At 65.2% G+C, this 21,321-nt stretch carries 21 protein-coding genes; 15 read left to right on the plus strand and 6 right to left on the minus strand.

The annotated features are described in order from the left end of the window. The first annotated feature begins 148 nt into the window (after nucleotides 1-148). The 15 genes from AC3A43_RS15010 (at nucleotide 149) to AC3A43_RS15080 (ending at nucleotide 16,740) form a co-directional block, all read left to right on the plus strand. A complete protein-coding gene (locus tag AC3A43_RS15010; protein WP_487793354.1) occupies nucleotides 149-1,720 on the plus strand; it encodes a hypothetical protein in 1,572 nt (523 codons plus the stop codon). An 83-nt stretch (nucleotides 1,721-1,803) separates the two neighbouring features. After that, on the plus strand, nucleotides 1,804-4,509 hold the full coding sequence (locus AC3A43_RS15015; protein WP_487793355.1) for a TonB-dependent receptor domain-containing protein: 2,706 nt from the start codon (nucleotides 1,804-1,806) through the stop codon (nucleotides 4,507-4,509). A 272-nt stretch (nucleotides 4,510-4,781) separates the two neighbouring features. Continuing rightward, nucleotides 4,782-5,663: a type II secretion system protein N gene (locus AC3A43_RS15020; protein WP_487793356.1), complete on the plus strand. Its 882-nt coding sequence runs from the start codon at nucleotides 4,782-4,784 to the stop codon at nucleotides 5,661-5,663. A 6-nt stretch (nucleotides 5,664-5,669) separates the two neighbouring features. Continuing rightward, nucleotides 5,670-7,883, plus strand: a complete 2,214-nt coding sequence (gspD, locus tag AC3A43_RS15025) for a type II secretion system secretin GspD (RefSeq protein WP_487793357.1) — start codon at nucleotides 5,670-5,672, stop codon at nucleotides 7,881-7,883. After that, a complete protein-coding gene (gspE, locus tag AC3A43_RS15030; RefSeq protein WP_487793358.1) occupies nucleotides 7,880-9,373 on the plus strand; it encodes a type II secretion system ATPase GspE in 1,494 nt (497 codons plus the stop codon). Before gspD ends, gspE begins: the two co-directional genes overlap by 4 nt. Next, on the plus strand, nucleotides 9,366-10,580 hold the full coding sequence (gene gspF / locus AC3A43_RS15035; protein ID WP_487793359.1) for a type II secretion system inner membrane protein GspF: 1,215 nt from the start codon (nucleotides 9,366-9,368) through the stop codon (nucleotides 10,578-10,580). The genes gspE and gspF overlap by 8 nt, the downstream gene beginning before the upstream one ends. Nucleotides 10,581-10,583: 3 nt before the next feature. Continuing rightward, nucleotides 10,584-11,075 carry a type II secretion system major pseudopilin GspG gene (gene gspG, locus AC3A43_RS15040; protein ID WP_487793360.1) on the plus strand — a complete coding sequence of 164 codons (492 nt, stop codon included), beginning with the start codon at nucleotides 10,584-10,586 and terminating at the stop codon, nucleotides 11,073-11,075. Next, complete coding sequence (locus AC3A43_RS15045; RefSeq protein ID WP_487793361.1) at nucleotides 11,050-11,532, plus strand: GspH/FimT family pseudopilin; 483 nt, start codon at nucleotides 11,050-11,052, stop codon at nucleotides 11,530-11,532. Before gspG ends, AC3A43_RS15045 begins: the two co-directional genes overlap by 26 nt. Next, nucleotides 11,522-11,908 (plus strand): type II secretion system minor pseudopilin GspI, encoded by a 387-nt coding sequence (gene gspI / locus AC3A43_RS15050; RefSeq protein WP_487793362.1) that lies wholly within the window; start codon nucleotides 11,522-11,524, stop codon nucleotides 11,906-11,908. The genes AC3A43_RS15045 and gspI overlap by 11 nt, the downstream gene beginning before the upstream one ends. Beyond that, on the plus strand, nucleotides 11,905-12,519 hold the full coding sequence (gene gspJ / locus AC3A43_RS15055; RefSeq protein WP_487793363.1) for a type II secretion system minor pseudopilin GspJ: 615 nt from the start codon (nucleotides 11,905-11,907) through the stop codon (nucleotides 12,517-12,519). Before gspI ends, gspJ begins: the two co-directional genes overlap by 4 nt. Continuing rightward, the gene (gspK, locus tag AC3A43_RS15060) at nucleotides 12,516-13,523 is read left to right on the plus strand and encodes a type II secretion system minor pseudopilin GspK (protein ID WP_487793364.1); all 1,008 of its coding nucleotides are present in this window, start codon (nucleotides 12,516-12,518) and stop codon (nucleotides 13,521-13,523) included. The genes gspJ and gspK overlap by 4 nt, the downstream gene beginning before the upstream one ends. A 1-nt stretch (nucleotide 13,524) precedes the next feature. Continuing rightward, nucleotides 13,525-14,670, plus strand: a complete 1,146-nt coding sequence (gspL, locus tag AC3A43_RS15065) for a type II secretion system protein GspL (RefSeq protein WP_487793365.1) — start codon at nucleotides 13,525-13,527, stop codon at nucleotides 14,668-14,670. After that, entirely contained in the window at nucleotides 14,667-15,149 is a 483-nt protein-coding gene (locus tag AC3A43_RS15070) for a type II secretion system protein M (RefSeq protein ID WP_487793366.1), read from the plus strand. The genes gspL and AC3A43_RS15070 overlap by 4 nt, the downstream gene beginning before the upstream one ends. Further along, complete coding sequence (gspN, locus tag AC3A43_RS15075) at nucleotides 15,146-15,862, plus strand: type II secretion system protein N (protein ID WP_487793367.1); 717 nt, start codon at nucleotides 15,146-15,148, stop codon at nucleotides 15,860-15,862. The genes AC3A43_RS15070 and gspN overlap by 4 nt, the downstream gene beginning before the upstream one ends. 89 nt (nucleotides 15,863-15,951) lie before the next feature. Continuing rightward, complete coding sequence (locus tag AC3A43_RS15080; protein WP_487793368.1) at nucleotides 15,952-16,740, plus strand: prepilin peptidase; 789 nt, start codon at nucleotides 15,952-15,954, stop codon at nucleotides 16,738-16,740. Here AC3A43_RS15080 and pal read toward each other — a convergent pair. The 6 genes from pal to AC3A43_RS15110 all read right to left on the minus strand — a co-directional run bounded on the left by pal (nucleotide 16,727) and on the right by AC3A43_RS15110 (nucleotide 21,233). Next, nucleotides 16,727-17,245 carry a peptidoglycan-associated lipoprotein Pal gene (gene pal, locus AC3A43_RS15085; RefSeq protein ID WP_487793369.1) on the minus strand — a complete coding sequence of 173 codons (519 nt, stop codon included), beginning with the start codon at nucleotides 17,243-17,245 and terminating at the stop codon, nucleotides 16,727-16,729. The genes AC3A43_RS15080 and pal overlap by 14 nt on opposite strands. Nucleotides 17,246-17,351: 106 nt before the next feature. Then, the gene (gene tolB / locus AC3A43_RS15090) at nucleotides 17,352-18,719 is read right to left on the minus strand and encodes a Tol-Pal system beta propeller repeat protein TolB (RefSeq protein WP_487793370.1); all 1,368 of its coding nucleotides are present in this window, start codon (nucleotides 18,717-18,719) and stop codon (nucleotides 17,352-17,354) included. Beyond that, nucleotides 18,716-19,546, minus strand: coding sequence for a hypothetical protein (locus AC3A43_RS15095; protein ID WP_487793371.1), 831 nt, complete (start codon nucleotides 19,544-19,546; stop codon nucleotides 18,716-18,718). The genes tolB and AC3A43_RS15095 overlap by 4 nt, the downstream gene beginning before the upstream one ends. A gap of 6 nt (nucleotides 19,547-19,552) precedes the next feature. Beyond that, nucleotides 19,553-20,062, minus strand: coding sequence for a protein TolR (tolR, locus tag AC3A43_RS15100; RefSeq protein WP_487793372.1), 510 nt, complete (start codon nucleotides 20,060-20,062; stop codon nucleotides 19,553-19,555). Beyond that, on the minus strand, nucleotides 20,062-20,760 hold the full coding sequence (gene tolQ, locus AC3A43_RS15105; protein ID WP_487793373.1) for a protein TolQ: 699 nt from the start codon (nucleotides 20,758-20,760) through the stop codon (nucleotides 20,062-20,064). Before tolQ ends, tolR begins: the two co-directional genes overlap by 1 nt. Then, nucleotides 20,754-21,233, minus strand: coding sequence for a YbgC/FadM family acyl-CoA thioesterase (locus AC3A43_RS15110; RefSeq protein WP_487793374.1), 480 nt, complete (start codon nucleotides 21,231-21,233; stop codon nucleotides 20,754-20,756). The genes tolQ and AC3A43_RS15110 overlap by 7 nt, the downstream gene beginning before the upstream one ends. Nucleotides 21,234-21,321: the final 88 nt, after the last annotated feature.

Below are 21,321 nucleotides of genomic sequence, written 5' to 3' on the forward strand. Positions count from 1 at the left end.
AGTCACTCAACTGTCACGGCTCTGGCGTCAGACCGTCATCGAATCACCCTAGTGGCGGCGTCACCGGGGGCGAGACAGCGTTTTCTCTCATCCGCGGCGTGTTTTTCATCAGGGGCGCTTTCCAGCGCACACCGGGACGGAGATTTTCATGGCGGCATTCGCGCGCGTTCGTTTGGTCATGCTTAGCGGCGTGGCCTGTTCCATCCTTGCGGCGTGCGGTGCCGACGGCGTCGCTTCGCCGGGCGAAGGCGTGATCGTCATTCCGACGCCGACTCCCACCCCGACGCCGACCCCCACCCCGACACCGACCCCGCCGGCAACCGTCACCCCCGCCGCGAACTGCCCGACGATCGCCGGCCCCGACCAGCTTTCGAACCTCGGCACCATCTCCGGCCCCGGTGGCGAATGGCGCAACTGCGGCTTCCCGACGCGCTTCACCGCGACGACCGCGATCCCGAAGGTTCCGGGCGTCATCTACTCGCTCCCCGGCCGCGTCGATGTCGGCACCGATCAGGGCGCGACCACCACGAACACCGTGGCCACACTGACGATCGATCCCGGCGTGACCATCTTTGGTGCGACCGGCGTGTCCTTCCTCGTCGTCAATCGCGGCAACAAGATCGACGCGGTCGGCACCCCGACCCAGCCGATCATCTTCACCGGCCGCGGCAACGTCGTCGGCTCGGCGGGCGACCAGACCTCGCAGCTGTGGGGCGGGGTTGTCCTGCTCGGCCGCGCGCCGATTACCGATTGTCTTGCGCCGGCAGCGACGCCCGGCACCGCAGCGTGCGAGCGTGACACGGAGGGCACGTCAAACGCGCTTTATGGCGGCGCTCAGGCGGCCGACAATTCGGGGCGCATGTCCTATGTCCAGATCCGCTATTCTGGCTTCGTCCTGTCGTCGAACAGCGAACTTCAGGGTTTGACGCCGTCGGGCGTCGGTTCGGGCACCCAGATCGACCATATCCAGATCCACAACAGCTCGGATGACGGCGCCGAAGTATTCGGCGGCCGGGTGAACCTGAAGCATTTGGTCGTCACCGGCGCCGAGGATGATGGCCTCGACACCGACGTCGGCTATCAGGGCAACATTCAATATGTGATCAGCGTCCAGCGCGCTGGCGGTGCCGTCGGCGACTCGATGATGGAAATCGATTCGGACGGTAACGAGGAAACGACGCCGCGTCAGCGCGTCGCGCTCTCCAACTTCACCTATATCCAGCGCAACAATGCGGCGAGCAACGGCGCGGCGATCCGCATCCGCGGCGGCGCAGACTATACCTTTGCGAATGGCCTGATCGTGGCGCCGGGGCTTAGCTGTCTGCGTATCGACAGCGCGACGACCAGCCGTCCGGCTAATCCGGCGCTCGACGATCAGGGGCCGCCGAAGTTCTTCTCGATGTCGCTTCAATGCAACGGAACGCCCTTCCGCGGGTCGAACGGCGTGACCAACGCCGAAGTGCAGGCGATCTTCGAGGCCGGAACGAACAACCGCTCGACCTACACGCCCAGCCTGACGAACCTGTTCGTGAACGGCGCGACCGAGACCGGCTTCACGCCGTTCGATGCGAAGACGATCGCGGCCTTCTTTGACACGACCGCCTATGTCGGCGCCGTCCGCGACGCCAACGACACCTGGTATCAGGGTTGGACCTGCAACTCGGCGACGGCGGACTTCGGCACGTCGAGCGGCAACTGCAGCGCCATCCCGACGACCTGATCGCTCGCGATCCAATTGGGGAGCGGGCACGCCTGACGGGCAGGCCCGCTCCCTTCCTGCATATTCCTTGGGGACTTTCCATCATGACCAAGCGGCCGATTTTCGCCAGTCTGCTCCTCCTCAGTTCCGCCCTTGTTGCCCCAGCGGCGCTTGCGCAGGATACTGGCGCGCCGGCATCCGACGCCCCGCCCGTTGCCACCGAAGCGCCAGTCTCCGACGATGCGGCGACGCAGGATGACGAAGCCGACGTTTCGATCCCCGGCGGCGCCGATCAGGAAATCGTTGTCACAGGCCGCTTTACCCCCAACGTCGTTCGCGCGACCCCTGAAGTCGTCTCGGTCCTCTCGTCGGCCGATATCGCCCGCACGGGCGAAGGTGACATCTCGGGTTCGCTGCAGCGCGTCACCGGTCTGTCGGTCGTCGGCGGCGGGTTTGTCTATGTCCGCGGCCTCGGTGACCGTTACTCGCTGGCGCTGCTCAACGGTTCGCCGTTGCCCAGCCCCGAGCCGCTGAAGCGCGTCGTCCCGCTCGACATTTTCCCGTCCAACGTCATCGATTCGACCCTTGTCCAGAAAAGCTATTCGGCGAACTTTCCCGGCGAATTCGGCGGCGGTGTGATCAACCTCACGACCAAGGCGATCCCGCGCGAGCCCTTCCTGACCTTCAGCGGCGGCATCGGCTGGGACAGCGAGACGACCAATGAACTGGGCTATACCTATTATGGCAGCGACACCGACTGGACCGGTTTCGACGATGGCACACGCGACGTTCCGCCGCTTCTAAAAGCGGCCTTCGCCAGCGGCAAGCCGATCCTCGAAGGCGCCGATTTCACGCAGGACGATCTGGAAGCGATCCAGATGGAACTGGTCAACGCCGAAACGACGCTGCTGCAACAGAACAACCATATCCCGGTCAACTGGTCGGCTGGCCTCACCGGCGGCACGACGATCCCCATCGCCGACGGTGAACTCGGCATCATCGCAACCGGGGGGATCAGCAACAAATGGCGCACGCGCGATACGCTGCAGCAGACCTCGCTCAACGCGGATCTCTCGGGCGACCCGCAGACGAGCTATAATCGTGTCATCACCGACAACCGCATCGTTGTGAACGCCCTGCTCGGCCTCGGGCTCGAGATTGGCGACCACAAGTTCCGCTGGACCAACCTCTATATTCGCGACACGCTGAAGCAGTCGCGCCTTGGCCTTGGTACGGATCGCAACCAGTCCGAGCGCGATATATTGAAGCAGGACACCGCCTGGTACGAACGTCAGCTGATCAATACGCAATTCGTCGGCGAACTCCACTTCGACCGGCTGAAGGTCGACCTGCGCGGCGCCTATGCCAATTCGCAGCGTGAAGCCCCTTATGAACGGGGGTTCACCTATGTTCGCACCAACCTGCCGTCCGAACAGGATCCGACCGGAGACAAGTTCGTCAATGACCTCGGCGGCAACCGCGGCGATGCGACGATCGCTTTTTCGGACCTCAACGAGGATCTGTGGTCGGGCGGCGTCGACCTGTCCTATGAGCTCGCCTCACATATCACGGCGACCGTCGGCTATGCCTATACCGATACCAGTCGTACCGCTGTGCGCCGCGCCTTCCAGTTCCGTGCCTCGGGCCTGCCGGTCGCAGTGCAGCAGCTGCGACCCGATTATCTTCTGTCCGATGCGTCGATCCAGCTTTACGATATCGCGCTTGTCGAAACTTCGGCGCAGGACGGCACCGCAGCGTTCGACGCGGGGCTGACGACGCACGCAGGCTATGCGCAGGTCCAGGCCGAGCTGGTTTCGGGCGTGAACGTCAATGCCGGCGTTCGTTATGAGGATGCCAAACAGACCGTTGTTCCGATCGACCTGTTCGGCACCGGAGGCAGTGCGATTGCGGCGACCAATCTCAACAATGATTATTGGCTGCCCGCCGTCACGCTGACCTGGGAAGTGGCTCCCGACATGCAGGTCCGCCTCAATGGGTCGAAAACCATCGCGCGTCCGCAATTTCGTGAGCTTATCGCGCAAATCTACCAGGATCCCGAATCGAACCGCCAGTTCCGCGGCAACCCGTCGCTGACCGACAGCGAGCTGTGGAACGCCGAATTGCGTTACGAATGGTATTTCGCCAAGGACCAGCGCTTCACCGCGGCAGGCTTCTACAAGTCGATCGACAACCCGATTGAAACCTATACGTCGATCAGCACCGACTCGGTCGCCAACTCCAGCTTTGCCAATGCGCCCAAAGCCACACTCTATGGCGTCGAACTTGAAGCGCAGAAATATTTCCCGCTCGACACGCTGTCGGACTCGCCTTTCTGGGCAAGCCGCCGCCTCGTGCTGATCGGCAATTACACCTTCACCAAGTCGGAGATCAAAGTCGGAGCCGACGACAAGACCGTCATCAACGGTGTGACGCTCAATGCCGCCGACTTCTTCTTCGATGGCTCGCCGCTCACCGGTCAGTCAGATCATCTGGTCAATGTCCAGATCGGTCTGGAAGATCAGGACAGGCTCTCGCAGCAGACCTTCCTCATCACTTATGCCAGCCCGCGCGTTACCAGCCGCGGACCGTCAGGCCAGCCCGATATTCGCGAAAAGCCGGGCATCTCGCTCGATTTCGTCGCGCGGCAGGGCTTCAACCTGCTGAACAAGGAAATCGAACTGAAGTTCGAGGCGCGCAACCTGACCGGGCGGAATTATGAAGAAGTGCAGCAATCGGGCGACAATCGCATCTTCCTCAACCGGTACAAGCTGGGCCGCACCTTCTCGCTCAGTGCCTCGTTGAAGTTTTGATATAAATTTCGGCCTCCCCTTCAGGGGAGGGCAGCGAGCCCCGGACTTGATCCGGGGCGCAGCGGGTGGAGCTCATCGGTCTAGCGCCACCCCGACCGCCCCCACCCCAACCCCTCCCCTGAAGGGGAGGGGGCTTTATGCGGGTCGAGCCGTCTCACCAGACTCGCCCGCTTGTCAAAAAACTGTAATCTTCCGGTCAACTGATTGTCACCGTTCGCCCCTAGGCGATTCGCGAGACAGGTTTTTAAGTCTGGGGGGACAAGGGTAGTTTCATGGCAACGCTGATGTCCGGATCGGCCGTTCGGCTGCCGCGCGCGCTGCCTGCCTGGCTGCGGGTCGGGCGGCGCTCGCCACGCGAAATCTGGCCTATGCTGCTCGCCGGACTGCTTGGCGCGCTCTTCGTCTGGCAGTGCGTCCGCCTGCTCTGGACTTTGCTTACTCCGCTGTCGCCGCTCGGCGCGTGGCAACCGCAAGCCGCGGTCATTGCCTCACCGGCCGAACGTCGGGCGCTCTTTTCCAGCTTCGACCCCTATTTCCGCAGCAACGTGCAGGGAGTTGCGTCGGCGACGGTGACCTCGGCGGGCCTGACACTCTTCGGTATCAACCTCAACGAGGCGACCGGCGGCGGCTCGGCGATCATCGCGGGCGAGGATGGGGTCCAGACCAGCTATGCCGTCGGCGACGAAATCGCGCCGGGATTGAAGCTCGCTGGTGTCGCCTTCGACCACGTGCTGCTCGACCGCGGCGGTGCGCGCGAAAGCCTGTTCCTCGACCAGAGCGGCGAGGCGCCCATCGCGAACCCCGCGACGCCGCTGCCCGCGCCGACGCCCGAGATCGGGGCTGCGTCTGGCGGTGCGTCGGCGAGCGGCGAGATGACTCCCGCAGCGATCAAGACTGGCGTCGGCTTTGCCCCGCGCACCGAAAATGGCCGCGTCACCGGCATCGTCGTCCAGCCGCAGGGCGACGGTGCGGCGTTCCGTGCCGCGGGCCTGCGTCCCGGCGATGTCATCCGCTCGGTCGGCGGTCGCCCGATCGGCTCGGCGAGCGATGCCGCTGCGCTCGCCAATCAGCTTACGCCGGGAGCGCGTATCTCGCTCGAAGTCGAGCGCGGTGCCAGCGTCGTCCCCGTCGCCATTTTCCTCTCGAAACAATAGAGATATATGCGCTTCAAACTGTCCCTGATGCTCGCCGCCGCGTTGGTTTCCGCCGCGCCTGCACCTGCGTTCGCCCAATATACCCTCAATGTGCGCGACGCCGACATCCGGGCCTTCATACAGGATGCTGCGCGGATCACCGGCCGCACGTTCGTCATCGACGGCCGCGTCAACGGCAAGGTGTCGGTCGTCACCGACCGGCCGCTGTCGCGCAGCGAGTATTTCGAGATATTCCTCGCGACACTCCGTTCGAACGGCCTCGTCGCGGTGCCCGGCCCCAGCGGCAGCTATCGCGTCCAGCCGATCGATGGCGCGGCGGCGCAGCCCGGCCGGATCGGCAGCAGCGGTGCGGCGCAGAACCAGTTCGTCACCGAAATCATCCGCCTGCGCCATATCGACGCCGTTGCGGCGGTCGAAACGCTGCGCCCGCTGGTCAGTGCGCAGGGCTCGCTCACCGCGAACCGTAACGCCAACAGCCTGGTCGTCGCGGACTTTGCCGACAATATCCGCCGCATCCGAGCGCTCGCGTCGAGCATCGACCGCGATACCTCGACCAGCCAGATCGTCACGCTGAAGAACGCCGGCGCGCGTGAAATCGCGGCGGCGTTGGTGGCGCTCGTTCCCGCAGCGGGGGAGGGCGGGAAGTCGCCGGTCGCGATCGTACCGATCGACAGCAGCAATGCGATTGCCTTGCGGGGCGATCAGGCCATGGTCGCGCGGTTCGTGCAGATGGCGAACGACCTTGATGCAAAGGCTGCGGGTGGGACCGAACTGCGCGTGTATTGGCTGGAGCATGCCAATGCCGAAACCCTGCTGCCGACGCTGCAACAGCTGATCGGCGGCGGCAGCGACCCGGTGCAAAAGGCGGGTCTGCCGCCGGCCTCGGCAACATCTTCCTCTTCTTCGGGCGGCAATGCGACACCGGCACCAGCTCCGGCCTCGACCGCGGGGGCTTCGACCGGCAGCGGCGGCAGCGGCAGCATTTCTACCCGCGGTCCCGCGATCATCACGCGGTATGAAGGCGCTAATGCGATCATCGTCGCCGCCAACAGCGAAGTGCAGCGCATGCTCGGCGAGCTGATCCGCCAGCTCGACAGCCGGCGTCAACAGGTGCTGGTCGAGGCGATCGTGGTCGAGATCGGTGACGATGCGGCAAAACGGCTCGGCGTGCAGTTCCTGCTCGGCGGCAAGAACATTCCCTTCGTTGCGACAAGCTATAGCAATGCGTCGCCCAATATCCTGACGCTCGGCGGTGCCTATGCGGCCAATCAGCTGTCGCAGCAGACGACGACGGTCAATGGCACCACGACGGTCACCCAGACGAACAGCTCGCTCGGCAACAGCCTGCAGGAAGCGGCTGCGGCATCGCTCCTGACCGCGACGGGCGGATTTGCTGGCTTCGCGGGCGATATCGGCAAGAACACGATCTTCGGCGCGATCATCAATGCGGTAAAGTCGGACACGACGTCGAACCTGCTCGCGACGCCGCATATCGTCACGCTCGACAATCAGGCGGCAAAATTCCTCGTCGGACAGGATGTCCCGATCACGACCGGCGAGAAGCTGGGCGACAATTTCGAAAATGCCTTCCGCACCGTCCAACGCGAAGAGGTCGGGATCAAGCTGGAAGTGACGCCGCAGGTCAACGGCGCGGGCGAGGTGAAAATGTTCCTGCGCCAGGAGGTGTCGAGCGTTGCCGGCCCCGTCTCGTCGCGCAACAGCGACCTCATCCTCAACAAGCGTTCTTTCGAAACGGTGCTGACCGTCGACGATGGCGAAATCCTCGCTATCGGCGGCCTGCTCAACGACGATGAGCGCAAGACGATCGAACGCATCCCGCTGCTCAGCGACATTCCGCTGCTGGGTGAGCTTTTCAAATCGCGCAGCCGCACGCGGTCAAAGACCAACCTGATGGTATTCATTCGCCCGACGATCCTGCGCAACCGTGAAGACAATGCCGCGCTCACCGCGCGCCGCTACGGCTATATCCGCGACTTCCAGTTGCAGCGGAACCCCGATGTGGAACCCGCGATCGACACGCTGGTGCGCGACTATCTGGGCGCCGTGCCGCCGATCCCGACGCCTGCGACCGCCACCGATATCACCGTCGGTCCCGTCAACCTGCCCGAACTGCGCGGCCCCGACGGCAGCGTCACGACGACCGACGTTCCACCTTCGATTTCGCAGGCGCCCGCGCCCCCGACCGGAGAATATCCGTGACCGACATCGAACCGGCGGCGCCTCCCCCGGTGCCGGTCGATATTCCTTATGGCTTTGCTCGCACGCACGGTGTCGTCATCGCACAGGGCGAGGGCGGTGCCTGGCTCGCGACCCTGCGCGAGGATGCGGATCCCGCCGTGCTGATCGAGGTGAAGCGCTATCTTGCACAGCCGCTGCGCGTCGCGACCGCGAGCGTCGCCGATTTCGACCGGTTGCTTTCCGATCACTATGCCGTCGACAGCTCGGCGGCCGCGATGGCGGGATCGCTCGACGGCAGCGACATCGACTTCAGCCTGCCGAGCGCCGAAGATCTGCTCGACAGCGCCGACGATGCGCCCGCGATCCGGCTGATCAATGCAATCATCGCCGAAGCGGTGCGGCAGGGCGTCAGCGATATTCATATCGAACCTTATGAAAGCGGGCTTGTCGTGCGGATGCGCACCGACGGTGTGCTGCGCGAGCATCTTCGCATGCCGCCGCATGTCGCGCCCGTCATCGTCAGCCGCATCAAGGTGATGGCGCGCCTCGACATCGCCGAGCGCCGCGTTCCGCAGGACGGCCGCATCGGGCTGACGCTCGCGGGCAAGGCGGTTGACGTGCGCGTCTCGACCTTGCCTAGCCGCGCGGGCGAGCGCGTCGTGATGCGTATCCTCGACAAGGATGCGGCGGGGATCGACTTCGATATCCTCGGCCTGACGGGCGCCGCCGACCAGATTCTTCGCGAGGCGCTGGCCGAACCCAATGGCATTATCCTTGTCACCGGGCCGACGGGTTCGGGCAAGACGACCTCGCTCTACGCCGCGCTCAAGCAACTCAACGACGGTCAGCGTAATATCCTGACGGTCGAGGACCCGGTCGAATATGCCGTCGACGGCGTCGGTCAGACGCAGGTGAACAGCAAGGTCGGGCTCGATTTCGCCGCGGGCCTGCGTGCGATCCTGCGCCAGGATCCCGATGTTGTGATGGTCGGCGAAATCCGTGACCGCGAGACCGCCGACATCGCCGTGCAGGCGTCGCTGACCGGCCACCTTGTGCTCTCGACCGTTCACACCAACGATGCGGTGGGTGCGATCACGCGCCTGAAAGACCTGAAGGTCGAACCTTTCCTGCTCGCCTCGACGCTGCGCGCGGTGATTGCGCAGCGGCTCGTCCGCAAACTGTGCGACCATTGCCGCGAGCCGGTGCAGGCCGATAATGGCGTCGCCGCGATGCTTGGGCTCGATATCGGTACGGTGATCTGGCGGCCCAAGGGCTGCGAGCATTGCAGTGGCACCGGCTACAAAGGCCGCATCGGGGTGTTCGAGGCGATCAAGGTCGACGACACCGTCCGCCGTTATATTTACAATGGCGGCGACGAGGCGATGATCACGCGCCACGCCTTCCTGAAATCGCCAACGCTCGCTTCGGCGGCGCGAACGATGGTGGCGAAGGGGCTGACCACCGCCGAGGAGGCGATCCGCATCGCGCGGCGCGAGGAAATCGATGCCTGATTATCGCTATGTGGCGATCGATCCGCAGGGCCGCGAGCGCAAGGGACGGCTGACCGCCGCGAACGACGATGCCGCGCGCGCGGATCTGGTTCGCCGCAAATTCCATATCGTCGCGGTCGAGGCGGCTGGGGCCAAGCCGGCGAGCCGCTCGCTCCTCGCTTTCCGCCGCGTGCGGCTGAGCAGCAAGGATCTCGCGCTGTTCACGCGCCAGTTGGCGACGCTGGCGGAAGTCGCGCCGCTCGAAGAGGCACTGCGCACCTTGACCCGGCAGAGCGAGGCCGAGAGCGCGCGCACGGTCATCGGCGACGTCCACGCCGGGCTTCTCGAGGGCCGCCGTCTCGCCGATGCGATGGCCCGCCAACCTGCGAGCTTCCCGCCGCTCTATCGCGCGATGATCGCCGCGGGCGAAACGACGGGCAGCCTTACCACCATCCTCGCGCGCCTCGCCGACCTGCTCGAACGCCAGGCCGAGGTCCGCGGCAAGCTGATCGCCGCGCTCGCTTACCCGATCGTGCTCGCGGTCGTCGCGATCGGCGTCGTCGCCGCGCTGATGATCTTTGTCGTCCCGCGCGTCGTCGAACAATTCACCGACGTCGGCCAGCAGCTTCCCTTCCTGACCCGCGCGGTGATCGCGATCTCCAGCTTTGCCGCAAGCTGGTGGTGGCTGATCGCGCTGCTGATCGCCGCCGCGAGCTTTGGCTGGGTCGCCGCGATGCGCCGCCCGGCCTTCAAGGCGCGGGTTGATGCGCGGTTGCTCCGCCTGCCGTTGTTCGGGCGCTTGCTCCGCGATCTCTACGCGGCGCGGTTCGCGCGCACGCTGTCGACGATGGTGTCGAGCCGCCTGCCGCTCGTCGAAGGCTTGCGCCTGACGCTGCCGACGATCCGCAATGCGGCGCTGGCGGGTGCCACCGCGACGATCGTCGATCAGGTGCGCGCCGGCGGCAGCTTGTCGACATCGCTGCGCGATGCCGGCGTGTTCCCGCCGCTGCTTGTCTATATGACCGCGAGCGGCGAAAGCGCGGGCCGGCTCGAGCAGATGCTTGAGCGCGCCGCCGATTATCTCGAACGCGAATTCGACCGTTTTACGGCCGCGTCGATGGCGCTTCTCGAACCTGTCATAATTGTCGTTATGGGGTCGTGCGTTGCCCTTATCATCCTCGCCATTCTGCTTCCGATCCTTCAGTTGCAGAACCTTGCAGGTCTATAATAGATGTCCCTGATGCAGCTTTTCATTCGCCTGATGCTCGACTCCGGTCGTCCGCCCGTTCATCGGCACGGCAAGAAGGACGAGCGCGGCTTCACGCTCACCGAGTTGATGGTCGTGATCTTCATCATCGGACTTCTCGCCACCGTGGTGATGATCAACGTGCTGCCCAGCCAGGACCGCGCGATGGTGACGAAGGCAAAGGCCGATATCGCGACGCTTGAAACCGCGTTGGAGCAGTATCGGCTCGATAATCTGACCTATCCGGCCTCGACCGACGGGTTGAACGCACTCAGCACGCCGCCGCCCGCGCTGGCGCAGCCCGAACGCTATCGCCGCGGCGGCTATATCAAGAAGCTGCCCGCCGATCCGTGGGGCCGGCCTTATAATTATCAGGCGCCCGGGCCGAACGGGAAGGTGTTCGACGTCTGGTCGCTCGGCGCCGACGGCGCCCCCGGCGGGACCGACGACAATGCGGATATTCGCAGCGAAGGCTGAGGCACGGAGGCGCCCGGGCGCCAACGGCTTCACACTCGTCGAATTGATGGTCGTGCTGGCGATCATGGCGCTCGCCGCGACTGCCGTTGTGCTCACCATTCCTGGCGAGGAACGGACCGTGCGCAGCGAAGCCGACCGGCTCGCGGCGCGCCTTGCTGCCGCGCGCGATATCGCGGTGATCGAGGGACGCAGCGTCGCGGTCAGTTTCGCACCCTCGGGCTATGGTTTCGAACGCCGGATTGCGGGCGAATGGCAGCCACTTCCGGGCCGGGCCTTCGAACAGCGCAACTGGCCTTCCGACGTGCGCTTTACGGCGGGCAACGGGCAGGGCGCGGCGCGCGTCCTGTTCGATCGGGTCGGCATCAGCCCAACGCCGCAGGTCGTTGTACTCACGGGCGGGGATGCGCGCGAGATCGTGCGCGTTTCGGCGACGGGGGAGGTCAGCCGTGGGCAATGAGGTTGCCGGTCGGTCACCATCCGGCGATGCCGGCTTCACCCTGCTCGAAATGCTCGTCGCCTTGAGCGTCATCAGCATTGCCGCGCTCGCGCTTATCCGCCTCGATGCCTATGCCGTGCGTACGGCAGGCGACCTCGACGAGAGCACGATGGCTGGCATAGTGGCGCAGAACCGCGCGGTCGAACTGTGGACCGATCCGGCGCCGCCGACGATTGGAAACAGCGCGATCGGCGTCGCCAATGCCGGGCGCAACTGGCGTGTGGAACAGCGGGTTGCGAAAACCGCCGACGATGCGTTGTTGCGCATCGACCTGCTCGTCCGTCCGGAAAGCGGGCGCGGGCAGGCGGTGCTGACGATTATCCGGCCTTCGCGATGAAGGACGAACACGGCTTTACCCTCGTCGAGATGCTCGTCGCGCTGTCGATCTTTGCCGCGATCGCCGCGATGGGCGTTGGCCTGCTTCGCAGCAGCGTCGATACGCAGGAAGCCGTGCAAGGCCGGCTGAAGGCGATGGGCGGGATCAATCGCCTCCGCGCCGTGATGGCGAACGATCTGGCGCAGGCCGTCCAGCGGCCGACACGTGGGCCGTCGGGGGAGGCTGTTCCAGCTTTCATCGGGTCGTCGAACGGATTTGCTTTCGTCCATGGCGGCGCCGGTTCGCTGGACGGCAGCGCGCGTCCCGATGTCGAGCGCGTTGCCTACGCGCTCGTCGAAAGCGAGTGGCGCCGCGCGACGCAGCCGATGCTGGACGGCACGGCGCTGACCCAAGGCGATCGGCTGATCGGCGATGTCGCCTCTGTCGGAGTGCGATATCGCGACGATGCGGGCAATTGGAGCGAAAGCTGGAGTTCGGAGCCCGGCGAGCGGTTGCCGCGCGCGGTCGAGGTCAGGGTGATGCGCACCGGGCGTGAGGCGTTGACGATGTTGTTCCTGACCGCGCCAGCCTTGCCGCCGCCCCCGCCCGTAACGGAGGCGCCGCAGCCATGAAGCGCGACGCCAAAGGCGAGCGCGGCGCAGCGCTGCTTACCGTATTGCTGCTCGTGGCGGTGATGGCGGTGATCGCGGCAACCGCGCTCGACCGGCTGACGCTCGCAACGCGCATTGCGGGCAGCGCCGCGACGGTCGATCAGGGCCGCGCCTACACGTTCGCTGCCGAACAGATTGCGCTGCGCCGCGTCGCCGATCTGGTCGGGCGCGATCCGGCCAAATTGACGCTCGCAGGCGACTGGCTGGGCCGCGATTTTATCCTGCCGCTGCCCGGCGGTGAGGGGCGCGCCAAGCTCGCCGACGCGAACAATTGCTTCAACCTCAACAGCCTTGTTGCCGAAACGGTGCCCGGGCGGTTCAGCCAGCGATCGGGTTCGATGCGCCAATTTGGAGAGCTGATGACCTTGCTCGGGATCGACCCGGGGCAGGCGCAGGCAATCGCCGGTGCCGCCGCCGACTGGATCGACAGCGACAGCAATGAAGGACCGCTGGGGGCGGAGGACAATGTGTATCGGTCGGCGCAGGGCGCGTATCTTCCCCCGAACCGCAAGATGGCGGATGTCAGCGAACTTCGTGCGGTGCGCGGCGTGACACCGAAAATCTATGCGCGGCTCAAACCGTGGATTTGCGCATTGCCAGTGACCGATCCGGTGAAACTGAACGTCAATACGCTCGCGCCCGAACAGGCACCGCTGGTGGCGATGTTGGTGCCGGGCGAAATTGGCGTTGCCAAAGCGCGGGCGGTGCTGGCGGCGCGCCCCAGCGGCGGCTATGGCAGCAGCGTCCGATTCTGGGAGGCGGGTCCGTTCGAAGGACGCAAACCGCAGGATGATGTCGCCGAGCAGGCGGGGGTGACCAGCCGCTGGCTGACGCTGACAACGAATGTGACGATGGGGGACGGTTTCTTGACCGCAGTTTCGCTGATCGATGCCAATGGCGGGGCGCCCTCCGCGGGCCAGACACCGCCGACGATCGTGCGCCGTGATTGGGGCGAGAGCGACTGATATGACGCGCACGCTGGTCCTTTGGCTGCCCTCGGTGGCGGCGCTTGGCGAAGAGCAGGGTCGCGATACCGCCTGGCTGCGGGTCGAGGACGGCGTCATTGTCGATTCAGGGCAGGACGACGGTTGGCTTGGCGCGTGGGAAAAGCCGCGGGACGACGGTCCGGACGATCGTCTGGTCGCGCTGGCACCCGCTGCAGACGTGCCAATGCGCTGGCTGCACTATCCCGATGCCGCGCCTGCGCAGGCGGCGGCGGCGGCGCGTATCGACGCGCTCAAGAACAGTTTGGGCGATGCGGCGGGTCTGCATGTTGTCGCGGGCCAGCCAGCGGGCGAGGGGCAGGCGGTCCCGGTCGCGGTGACGACCCATGCCGCGATGACCATGTGGACCGAATGGCTGACGGCGCGCGATCTGGTACCGGCCGCGATCATTCCCGCCGCCGCGGCCGTGCCGCCGCCCGAGCCTGAAACGCTGTGGGCGGCCGAGGTCGGCGGCGAAATACTCATGCGCACGACCGACCGCGCTTATGTCTCCGACCCCGAACTCGATCCGCTGATTTCGGGCGGCCACACGACGCTGCCGCTTGATTCGGAGCGAATGCGCGAGTCGCTTCTGTTGACGCTGTCTACGCCACCGCTCGACCTGCTTAGCGGGGGATGGAAGCCGAAGCGGAGTTGGTCGGTCGATCCGGCGATGCTGCGGCTGGCGAAACGGCTGCTGATTGCCCTTGTTATCGTGAGCGTGCTGATCCCGATCGTCTATGCGATACGCCTCTCGTCCGACACCGGCAGGGCTGACGACGCCGTCGTCGCGATGGCGAAGAAGGCCGGCGTAACCGCGACCGACGCGGCGATGGCCGAAGCCGAACTCGACCGCCGTCTCGCGATGGCGGGGGGCGGACCACTTGCCTTCTCCGTCCCGGCTTCGGCGCTTTACGACGCGATGGGCGATACGCCGGGCGTGTCGCTGAAAACGCTGTCGCACCGCACCGACGGGACACTGACGACGACACTTGCCGCACCCCGCGTCGAGGATATCAACAAGGTGCTGCTCGCACTGCAGGCGCGCGGTTATCGTATTACCGCGCAGCCGATGGCGGGCAGCGATGGCCAACAGATGGCCAATATCACGATCCGGGCGGTGCCATGACCGAGAGACTGCAAAACTGGTGGATCGCCCTGTCGCAGCGCGAGCGGTGGCTTGTCGGTATCGCTGGTGCTCTGGCATTGGGCGTCGTTCTTTGGGGCTTCGGCCGCCCTGCGGTTGCGGCGTTCATCGATCTTGAGAACCAGCATCGTGCCGCAATCGAACGCGAGGGCCGCGTGGCGGCGAAACTGCAATTGCTGGCGCAGCGCCCCGCGAAATCGGTTGCCGCGGCGGTCGATGCGGTTGCGATCGACCAGTATCTTGCGCAGTCGGCGGGTGAGATCGGGCTGACGCTCGATCGCAACGAGGCGCGGGGCGCGGGGCAGGCGACGATCGCCATTGCCACAGCCAAGGCGCCCGTGCTGACCGACTGGCTGGCGTCGCTTGAGGGGCAGGGTTTCGTTGTGGATCAGCTGACGATTACCCCCGCCGCCGATGGCACCGTCGGCCTGACCGCCGAACTGCGGAAGGGCGGACAATGAGCGCGGCAAAACGCTGGGGCGTCGCGGCGCTGCTGCTCGCGCTGATCCTGATCATCGCAACCTTCCCGATGCGGCTTGCACTGGGCCTTTCGGGCGCGACCGACGCGGGCGTCACCGCGCGCGAGGTCCGCGGCTCTGTCTGGTCGGCCGAACTGGTTGAGGCGCGGCTCGGCGCGCTGCCGCTCGGCACCGTCCGCGCCAGCGTGTCGCCGCTCGCGCTGCTGGGCGGCAACACCGAACTCGCTTTTTCGCGCACCGACGAGCGGCTCGGCGCCTTGGCTGGGCGGCTGTACGGCAGCGACCCGCGCGGCGTCTCCGACGTCAACGGCACCACCGCGATGTCGGGCGGGCTCGGGATGATCCCGGTCGACACCATCCGCTTTGAAGGCACGACGGTGCGTTTCGACGGCGCGGGGCAATGCGCGGCGGCGAGCGGGCGAATCCAGCTGGCGGTTACGGCGCCCATCGCGGGCCTCGATCTGTCGCGCGGGCTGTCCGGGCCGCTGAAATGCGCGAACGGGCGTGCGCAAGCGGCGCTCGCCAGCCAGTCGGGGATGGAGCGGCTGACGCTGTCGTTCGATGGCAGTGGCGTTTATCGCGCGCAATTTGCGATCAATGTCGATCGCGATCCGGCGATGGCCGCGGCGCTCGCGGCGCTGGGGTTCAAGGCGGGGTCGGGCGGATTCGTGCTGGCCACATCGGGCCGCTTCTGAAATTAGCGCAGCGCGATAAATAGGGACTGTCCCTATTTATCGCGCGCCTCTCGGTTCGCTCTGCCGCGACAGGGACAATGGCGATAAACATGTTCGCAGCTTCAATTCTCGCTTTTTTAGACGCCATTCCTCTTGGCATAGGCGTCGCGTTTGCCGCGCTGACCGGTTTGGTCCTCGGCAGCTTTATTGCGACATTGGTGCTGCGCTGGCCGGCGGGACGTTCAGTGCTCGGTCGATCGCAATGCGATGGGTGTCAGCGGCCGCTCGGCGCGCGGGATCTTGTGCCGCTGCTCTCGGCTTGGATGTCGCGCGGGCGGTGCCGGACGTGCAAGGCAAAGATCGATCCCTTTCACTGTCGGGTGGAGTTGGGTTCGGCGGCAATCGGGATTATCGCGCTCGCGTTGCTGCCCGGAACGGCGGGGTGGCTTTGGGCATTATTCGGCTGGCTTCTCCTCCCGCTCGCGCTGCTCGATGCGCGTCATTTCTGGCTTCCCGACCGGCTCAATGCCTTGCTCGCCATCTTCGGAGTGCTGCTCGCGGGACCGATGCTGGGAACAACGCTGCTCGACCGCTGGATCGCTGTGCTTGCCGGGGGGGGCGGGCTCGCACTGGTCGCCTGGGCGTATCGGCGCACGCGCGGAGCGGAGGGCATGGGCGGCGGTGACCCCAAACTTGTTGCGGCGATCGGCGCATGGCTCGGCTGGCAGGCGCTGCCGCTGATGTTGCTGCTCGCCAGCCTCGGCGGCATCGTCTGGGCGCTGATCGCACAACGAAAAGGGGACCAGCCGCTCAGCGAGCGACGGGTCCCCTTCGGTGTCTTTGCCTGCGCCGCCGCGTTCGCCGCGGTGCCGCTCTGGCCGCTTCTTAGCGCCCGATAACGACGGTCACCGCGCGGCGATTCTTGGCATAGGCTTCCTCGGTCGAACCGAGTTCGGCCGGGCGTTCCTTGCCATAGCTGATGACGCTGATCCGCGACGGATCGACGCCGAGCGAGGCGAGATAGTTCTTGGCTGCGTTGGCGCGGCGTTCGCCGAGCGCGATGTTGTAATCGCGCGTGCCGCGTTCGTCGGCATGGCCTTCGAGCGTGACGCGGACCGCAGGATTGCGCTGCAGCCACTGCGACTGACTCTGCAGCGTCGACTGGTCCTGCGCATCGACATTATACTGGTCAAAGCCAAAGAAGATGCGGTCGCCTTCGAGACCGACACTGGCAAGGAAATCCTCCTGCGAACCGGGGACCACGCCCGTGCCGGTGCCAGCGCCCGTATCGGTGCCGGTGCCTTCGGGTACGGGGGGAAGCGTCTCGGGCGCTTTTTTCGCGCAGGCACCCACAGCAAGCATGGTGATCGCCGCGATCATCGCGGTGCTTTTCCGTATCGTCATGTCTTCTGTCCTCTTGTTGTTGTGGAGAAATTTGTTCGCGCGGGCGAAATGGCCCGTTCAGGACACGATATGGGAACCCCATCGCGCCCTTTTGGTTCCGCTTGCCTCAGGGCAGGACCGGCCCCCAGCTGGGGTCCGATCCATCCTGCGGAGTGGGCAGGCGGCGCATGTTTACGCCGGTCAGGTCGACTTGCCACAGGCTCGACTTGCCTTCGCGTCCCGGCGTGGTGCGGAAGAACTGGATGACGCGGCCGTTCGGCGACCATGTCGGCGCTTCGTCCTGCCAGCTGTTGGTGAGCATCCGGGTGCCACCCCCCGACGGGGTCATCACACCAATGCGGAATTCGCCGCCACCCATGCGAGTGAACGCGATCAGATCGCCGCGCGGCGACCATTCGGGGGTGGCTGAGCGGCCGCCGGCAAAGCTGATCCGCTGCTGGTTCGATCCGTCGATGTTCATCGTATAGATTTGCTGACCGCCCGACCGGTCGCTCTCGAACACGATCTTCTTGCCGTCGGGGGAGAAGCTGCCGCCGACATCGATGCCGGGCGTGTTGGTTAGCCGCACCGGGGTGCCGCCGCTGGCCGAGATGCGATAGATGTCGGTGTTGCCGTTGACGGCCATCGAATAGAGGATCTGGGTGCCGTCGGGCGACCAGCGCGGCGCAAAGGTCGCATTGCTGCTTTCGGTTACCAACTTCTGCGACCCGTTCGCTACGTCATAGATGAAGACGCGAACGCGGTTGTTCAGATAGCTGACGTAAACGATCTTCTTGTAATCCGGCGAGAAACGCGGGCTCAGCGCCAGCGCCTGACCGTTGGTGATGAAGCGGTGGTTGCCGCCGTCCGAATCCATGATCGCAAGCCGCTTGATGCGATTCCCCTTGGGGCCGCTCTCGGCGATATAAGCGACGCGGCTGTCGAAGAAGGGTGCCTCGCCCGACAGACGCGAATAGATGGCGTCGGCGCATTTATGCGCGGCACGGCGCCAGTCGCCGGGCTGAATTTCGAAACCCTTGCGAACAAGTTCGCTACCGAGCGCGGTGTCATAGAGATAGCATCCGACGACAAGCCCGCCGGTGCCGCTCGCATCGACGAAGCCGTGGACGACGTTTTCAGCGTTGCGCGCCTGCCATTCGGCAAAGCGTGGGGCCTGCACCTCAGCACGGCCGATCGCGGGGATGCCGCTGGGTCCCATCGGATCGTAGAGGCCGCTGCGTTCAAGGTCGGCGGCAATGACTTCGGCGATCTGGCGGCCGAGAGTGTCGGTGCGCAGCCCGGCAACGGTTTGCGCCGATGCGGTGGCCAGCGCGGGGATCGCGATGACGGTGCGTTCATTCGACAGCGTTCCCGTGATCGATTCCCGAGGACCTTCCGGTTGCGCCTGAGCGGGGCTCTGATCTTGGGCAATCGCGGGGACGGCGGCTACGGCGAAAATCCCCGCCATAAAATATCTCATAAGAGTCATGCTCATCTCGCTTTGTCAAAATCCAACGTATAATTCTGCCAGTAGCTGTAGTTTTCCTCCGGCAGATCGAATGGAGCGGCCACTTCTATAGCCTTTTTCGCGCACTCTTGATGTCGCGCGACTTGAAATCGGTTGCTGTCATTTTGCCCAGTGGTTGTGACGCTTGAAAAACCCGCTAGCGCGCCCGCCTGAGTGAGCCGGAATTTCACGACCGTCTTGAGCTGCTCGACATCGACACCACTCACGTTGCAGCGGTTCCATCGCGGACCGACCTTGGCCTTGATGCTGACGTCAATCGATCGTCTGACCTCTGCCGCAGTCGCCGCGGCGGGCGCGCCCTTGTTCGGCGGCGCCTTGGTCTGCTCGCGCCCCAGGCCTTCAGTGATCCCATCGAGCCGACCTGTGGGACGCGTTTGCGTCTTTTTTGCGGGCGGCGTTTTCGGCGCCGCCTTGGGCGCCGCTTTTGTAACCGCGGGTGGCTGTTTTTTGGGCGGCGCGGGAACCGGCCTCGCGACCTGCTTCGGTGTCGGGGAAGGCGTCGGGCGAACGATCGGTTCGGGAACCGATGGTGTCGGTATCGGTTCGGGAGCGGCGATATCAACGGCGTCTTCTTCGCCGAGCCGGGCTGACGGCGGGGCTTCGGTAATGATGGGCGCGGTCGATTGCACTGCAGTTTCTGCGATCAGGTCGACTTCCATCGGCGGATTGTCGAATCGCCGGTCGCCCGCGGTCCACTGGACCGAAAGCAGGCCGATGATGAGGACATGCGCCGCCACCGCGATGGCGATGCCGCGTCCTTCATTCCCCCTAACTGCCCGTGTTTCGGCCATCATTTTAACCTAGGGTTGGGTTTCTGAACCACCGGTGACCGCGGCGGGAGCGCTGTCGGCGGCGCCCTCCGATCCCGTCGTCACCAGCGAAATACGCGTCAGTCCGGCGCGATTGAGCTCGCCCATGACTCGCATCACGCGGCCATAATCGAGCCCCTTGTCGGCGCGCAGCATGATCTGGCGCGGTTTATCCTGACCGTCGTTCTCGCGCGCGATCGCGTCGAGCCGCGCCGGAAGCTCTGCCTCGGGCACGACCTCTTCGCCGATATACAGCGTATCGTCGGCGTTGATCGACAGCTGCACGGGTTCGCGCTCTTCGGTTTCGACCGGCTTGGCGCGGCTTTCGGGCAGGTCGATCGGCACTGCGGAGGCGAGCAGGGGGGCGGTAATCATAAAGATGATCAGCAGCACCAGCATCACGTCGACGAGCGGGGTGACGTTGATTTCCGCGATCGGCGCGCGCCGGCTGCCGCGGCCGCGACGGCCGCCGATACCGCCCGAGGGGCCGCTCATCGCCATCAGGCTTCGACCTCGAGTTCGCGGCTGAACGTCGCGTGCAACCCGTCGGCAAAGCGGCCGAGGCGCGATTCGAGCCGGTTGAGGCGCTGGGAAAAGGCGTTGTAGGCGATGACCGCAGGGATGGCGGCGAACAGGCCGATCGCGGTCGCGAACAGCGCCTCGGCGATCCCCGGCGCAACGACCGCGAGGCTGCTGTTATTTTCGGCCGCAATCGCGGTGAAACTGCGCATGATGCCCCAAACGGTGCCGAACAGGCCAACGAAAGGCGCGACCGATCCGATTGTCGCCAGTGTCCCGATCTTTTCGGCGAGGCGGTCGACTTCGCCCGCTACCGCGCTGTTCATCGCGATGCCGAGGCGTTCGCGTGTGCCGTCGCGGTCGACATTCTTGGTTTTGGTCGACCGGCGCCATTCGCTGATCCCGGCGCCCAGCACCTTCGCGCTCGGCAAGTCCTCGCTGCCGTTTTTGTCGAAGAATTTGTCGATATTGTCGGCGCGCCAGAAATCGCGTTCGAAGCGTTCGGACGCGCTCATCAGCTTGGCTACGCTGCGGCCGTGGGTGAAAATAACCGCCCAGACATAGATCGATGCGGCGAGCAGTCCGATCATCACCGCCTTGACGATGATATCGGCCTGCAGGAACAGCGCGACGGGGGACAGAGTCGCCGCGTCGGCGGCCAGCTTGATATTGTCTAGCAAGGGAAAGTCTCTCCATTCATGATGGCGGTAAATCGATCGGCCCAGCCTGCGGGCTGGCGGCGCGGCCGGCCTTCGGGCGACAGGAAGGCGGCGGTGACTTGCCCGTCGGTCAATGTCTCGCCGCTTAACGTGTCAGTTCCGCGAAGGATGCGCTGCGAAATGATCACGCTTGCGCCGCGTACCGCCTCGACGGTGCTGACGACGAGCAGGTCGTCGTCGAGCCGCGCGGGGCGGCGGTATTTGATCGCGAGGTCGGTGACCGCCCAGCTGCCTTCACCCGATTCCATCGCCGCGCGCTGATCGATGCCGGCGATCCGCAGCATGTCGGATCGCGCGCGCTCCATATAGCGCAGGTAATTGGCGTGATAGACGATGCCCGACAGGTCGGTGTCTTCGAAGTACACGCGTGCCCGGTAACGATGCTCAGCCCCGACGAAGGCGCCGGGGATGAAGGGAGGCGGTGCGTTTACCATTGTCCCAACCGATAGCCTGTGGGCGACTCGTCGCAAACCCCTCTTAAACGGTTCGTCGCAGATCGATGCCGGTTGGTGGAATGAAATC

It is taken from the genome of Sphingopyxis sp. Soil_C_28, from assembly GCF_057657055.1.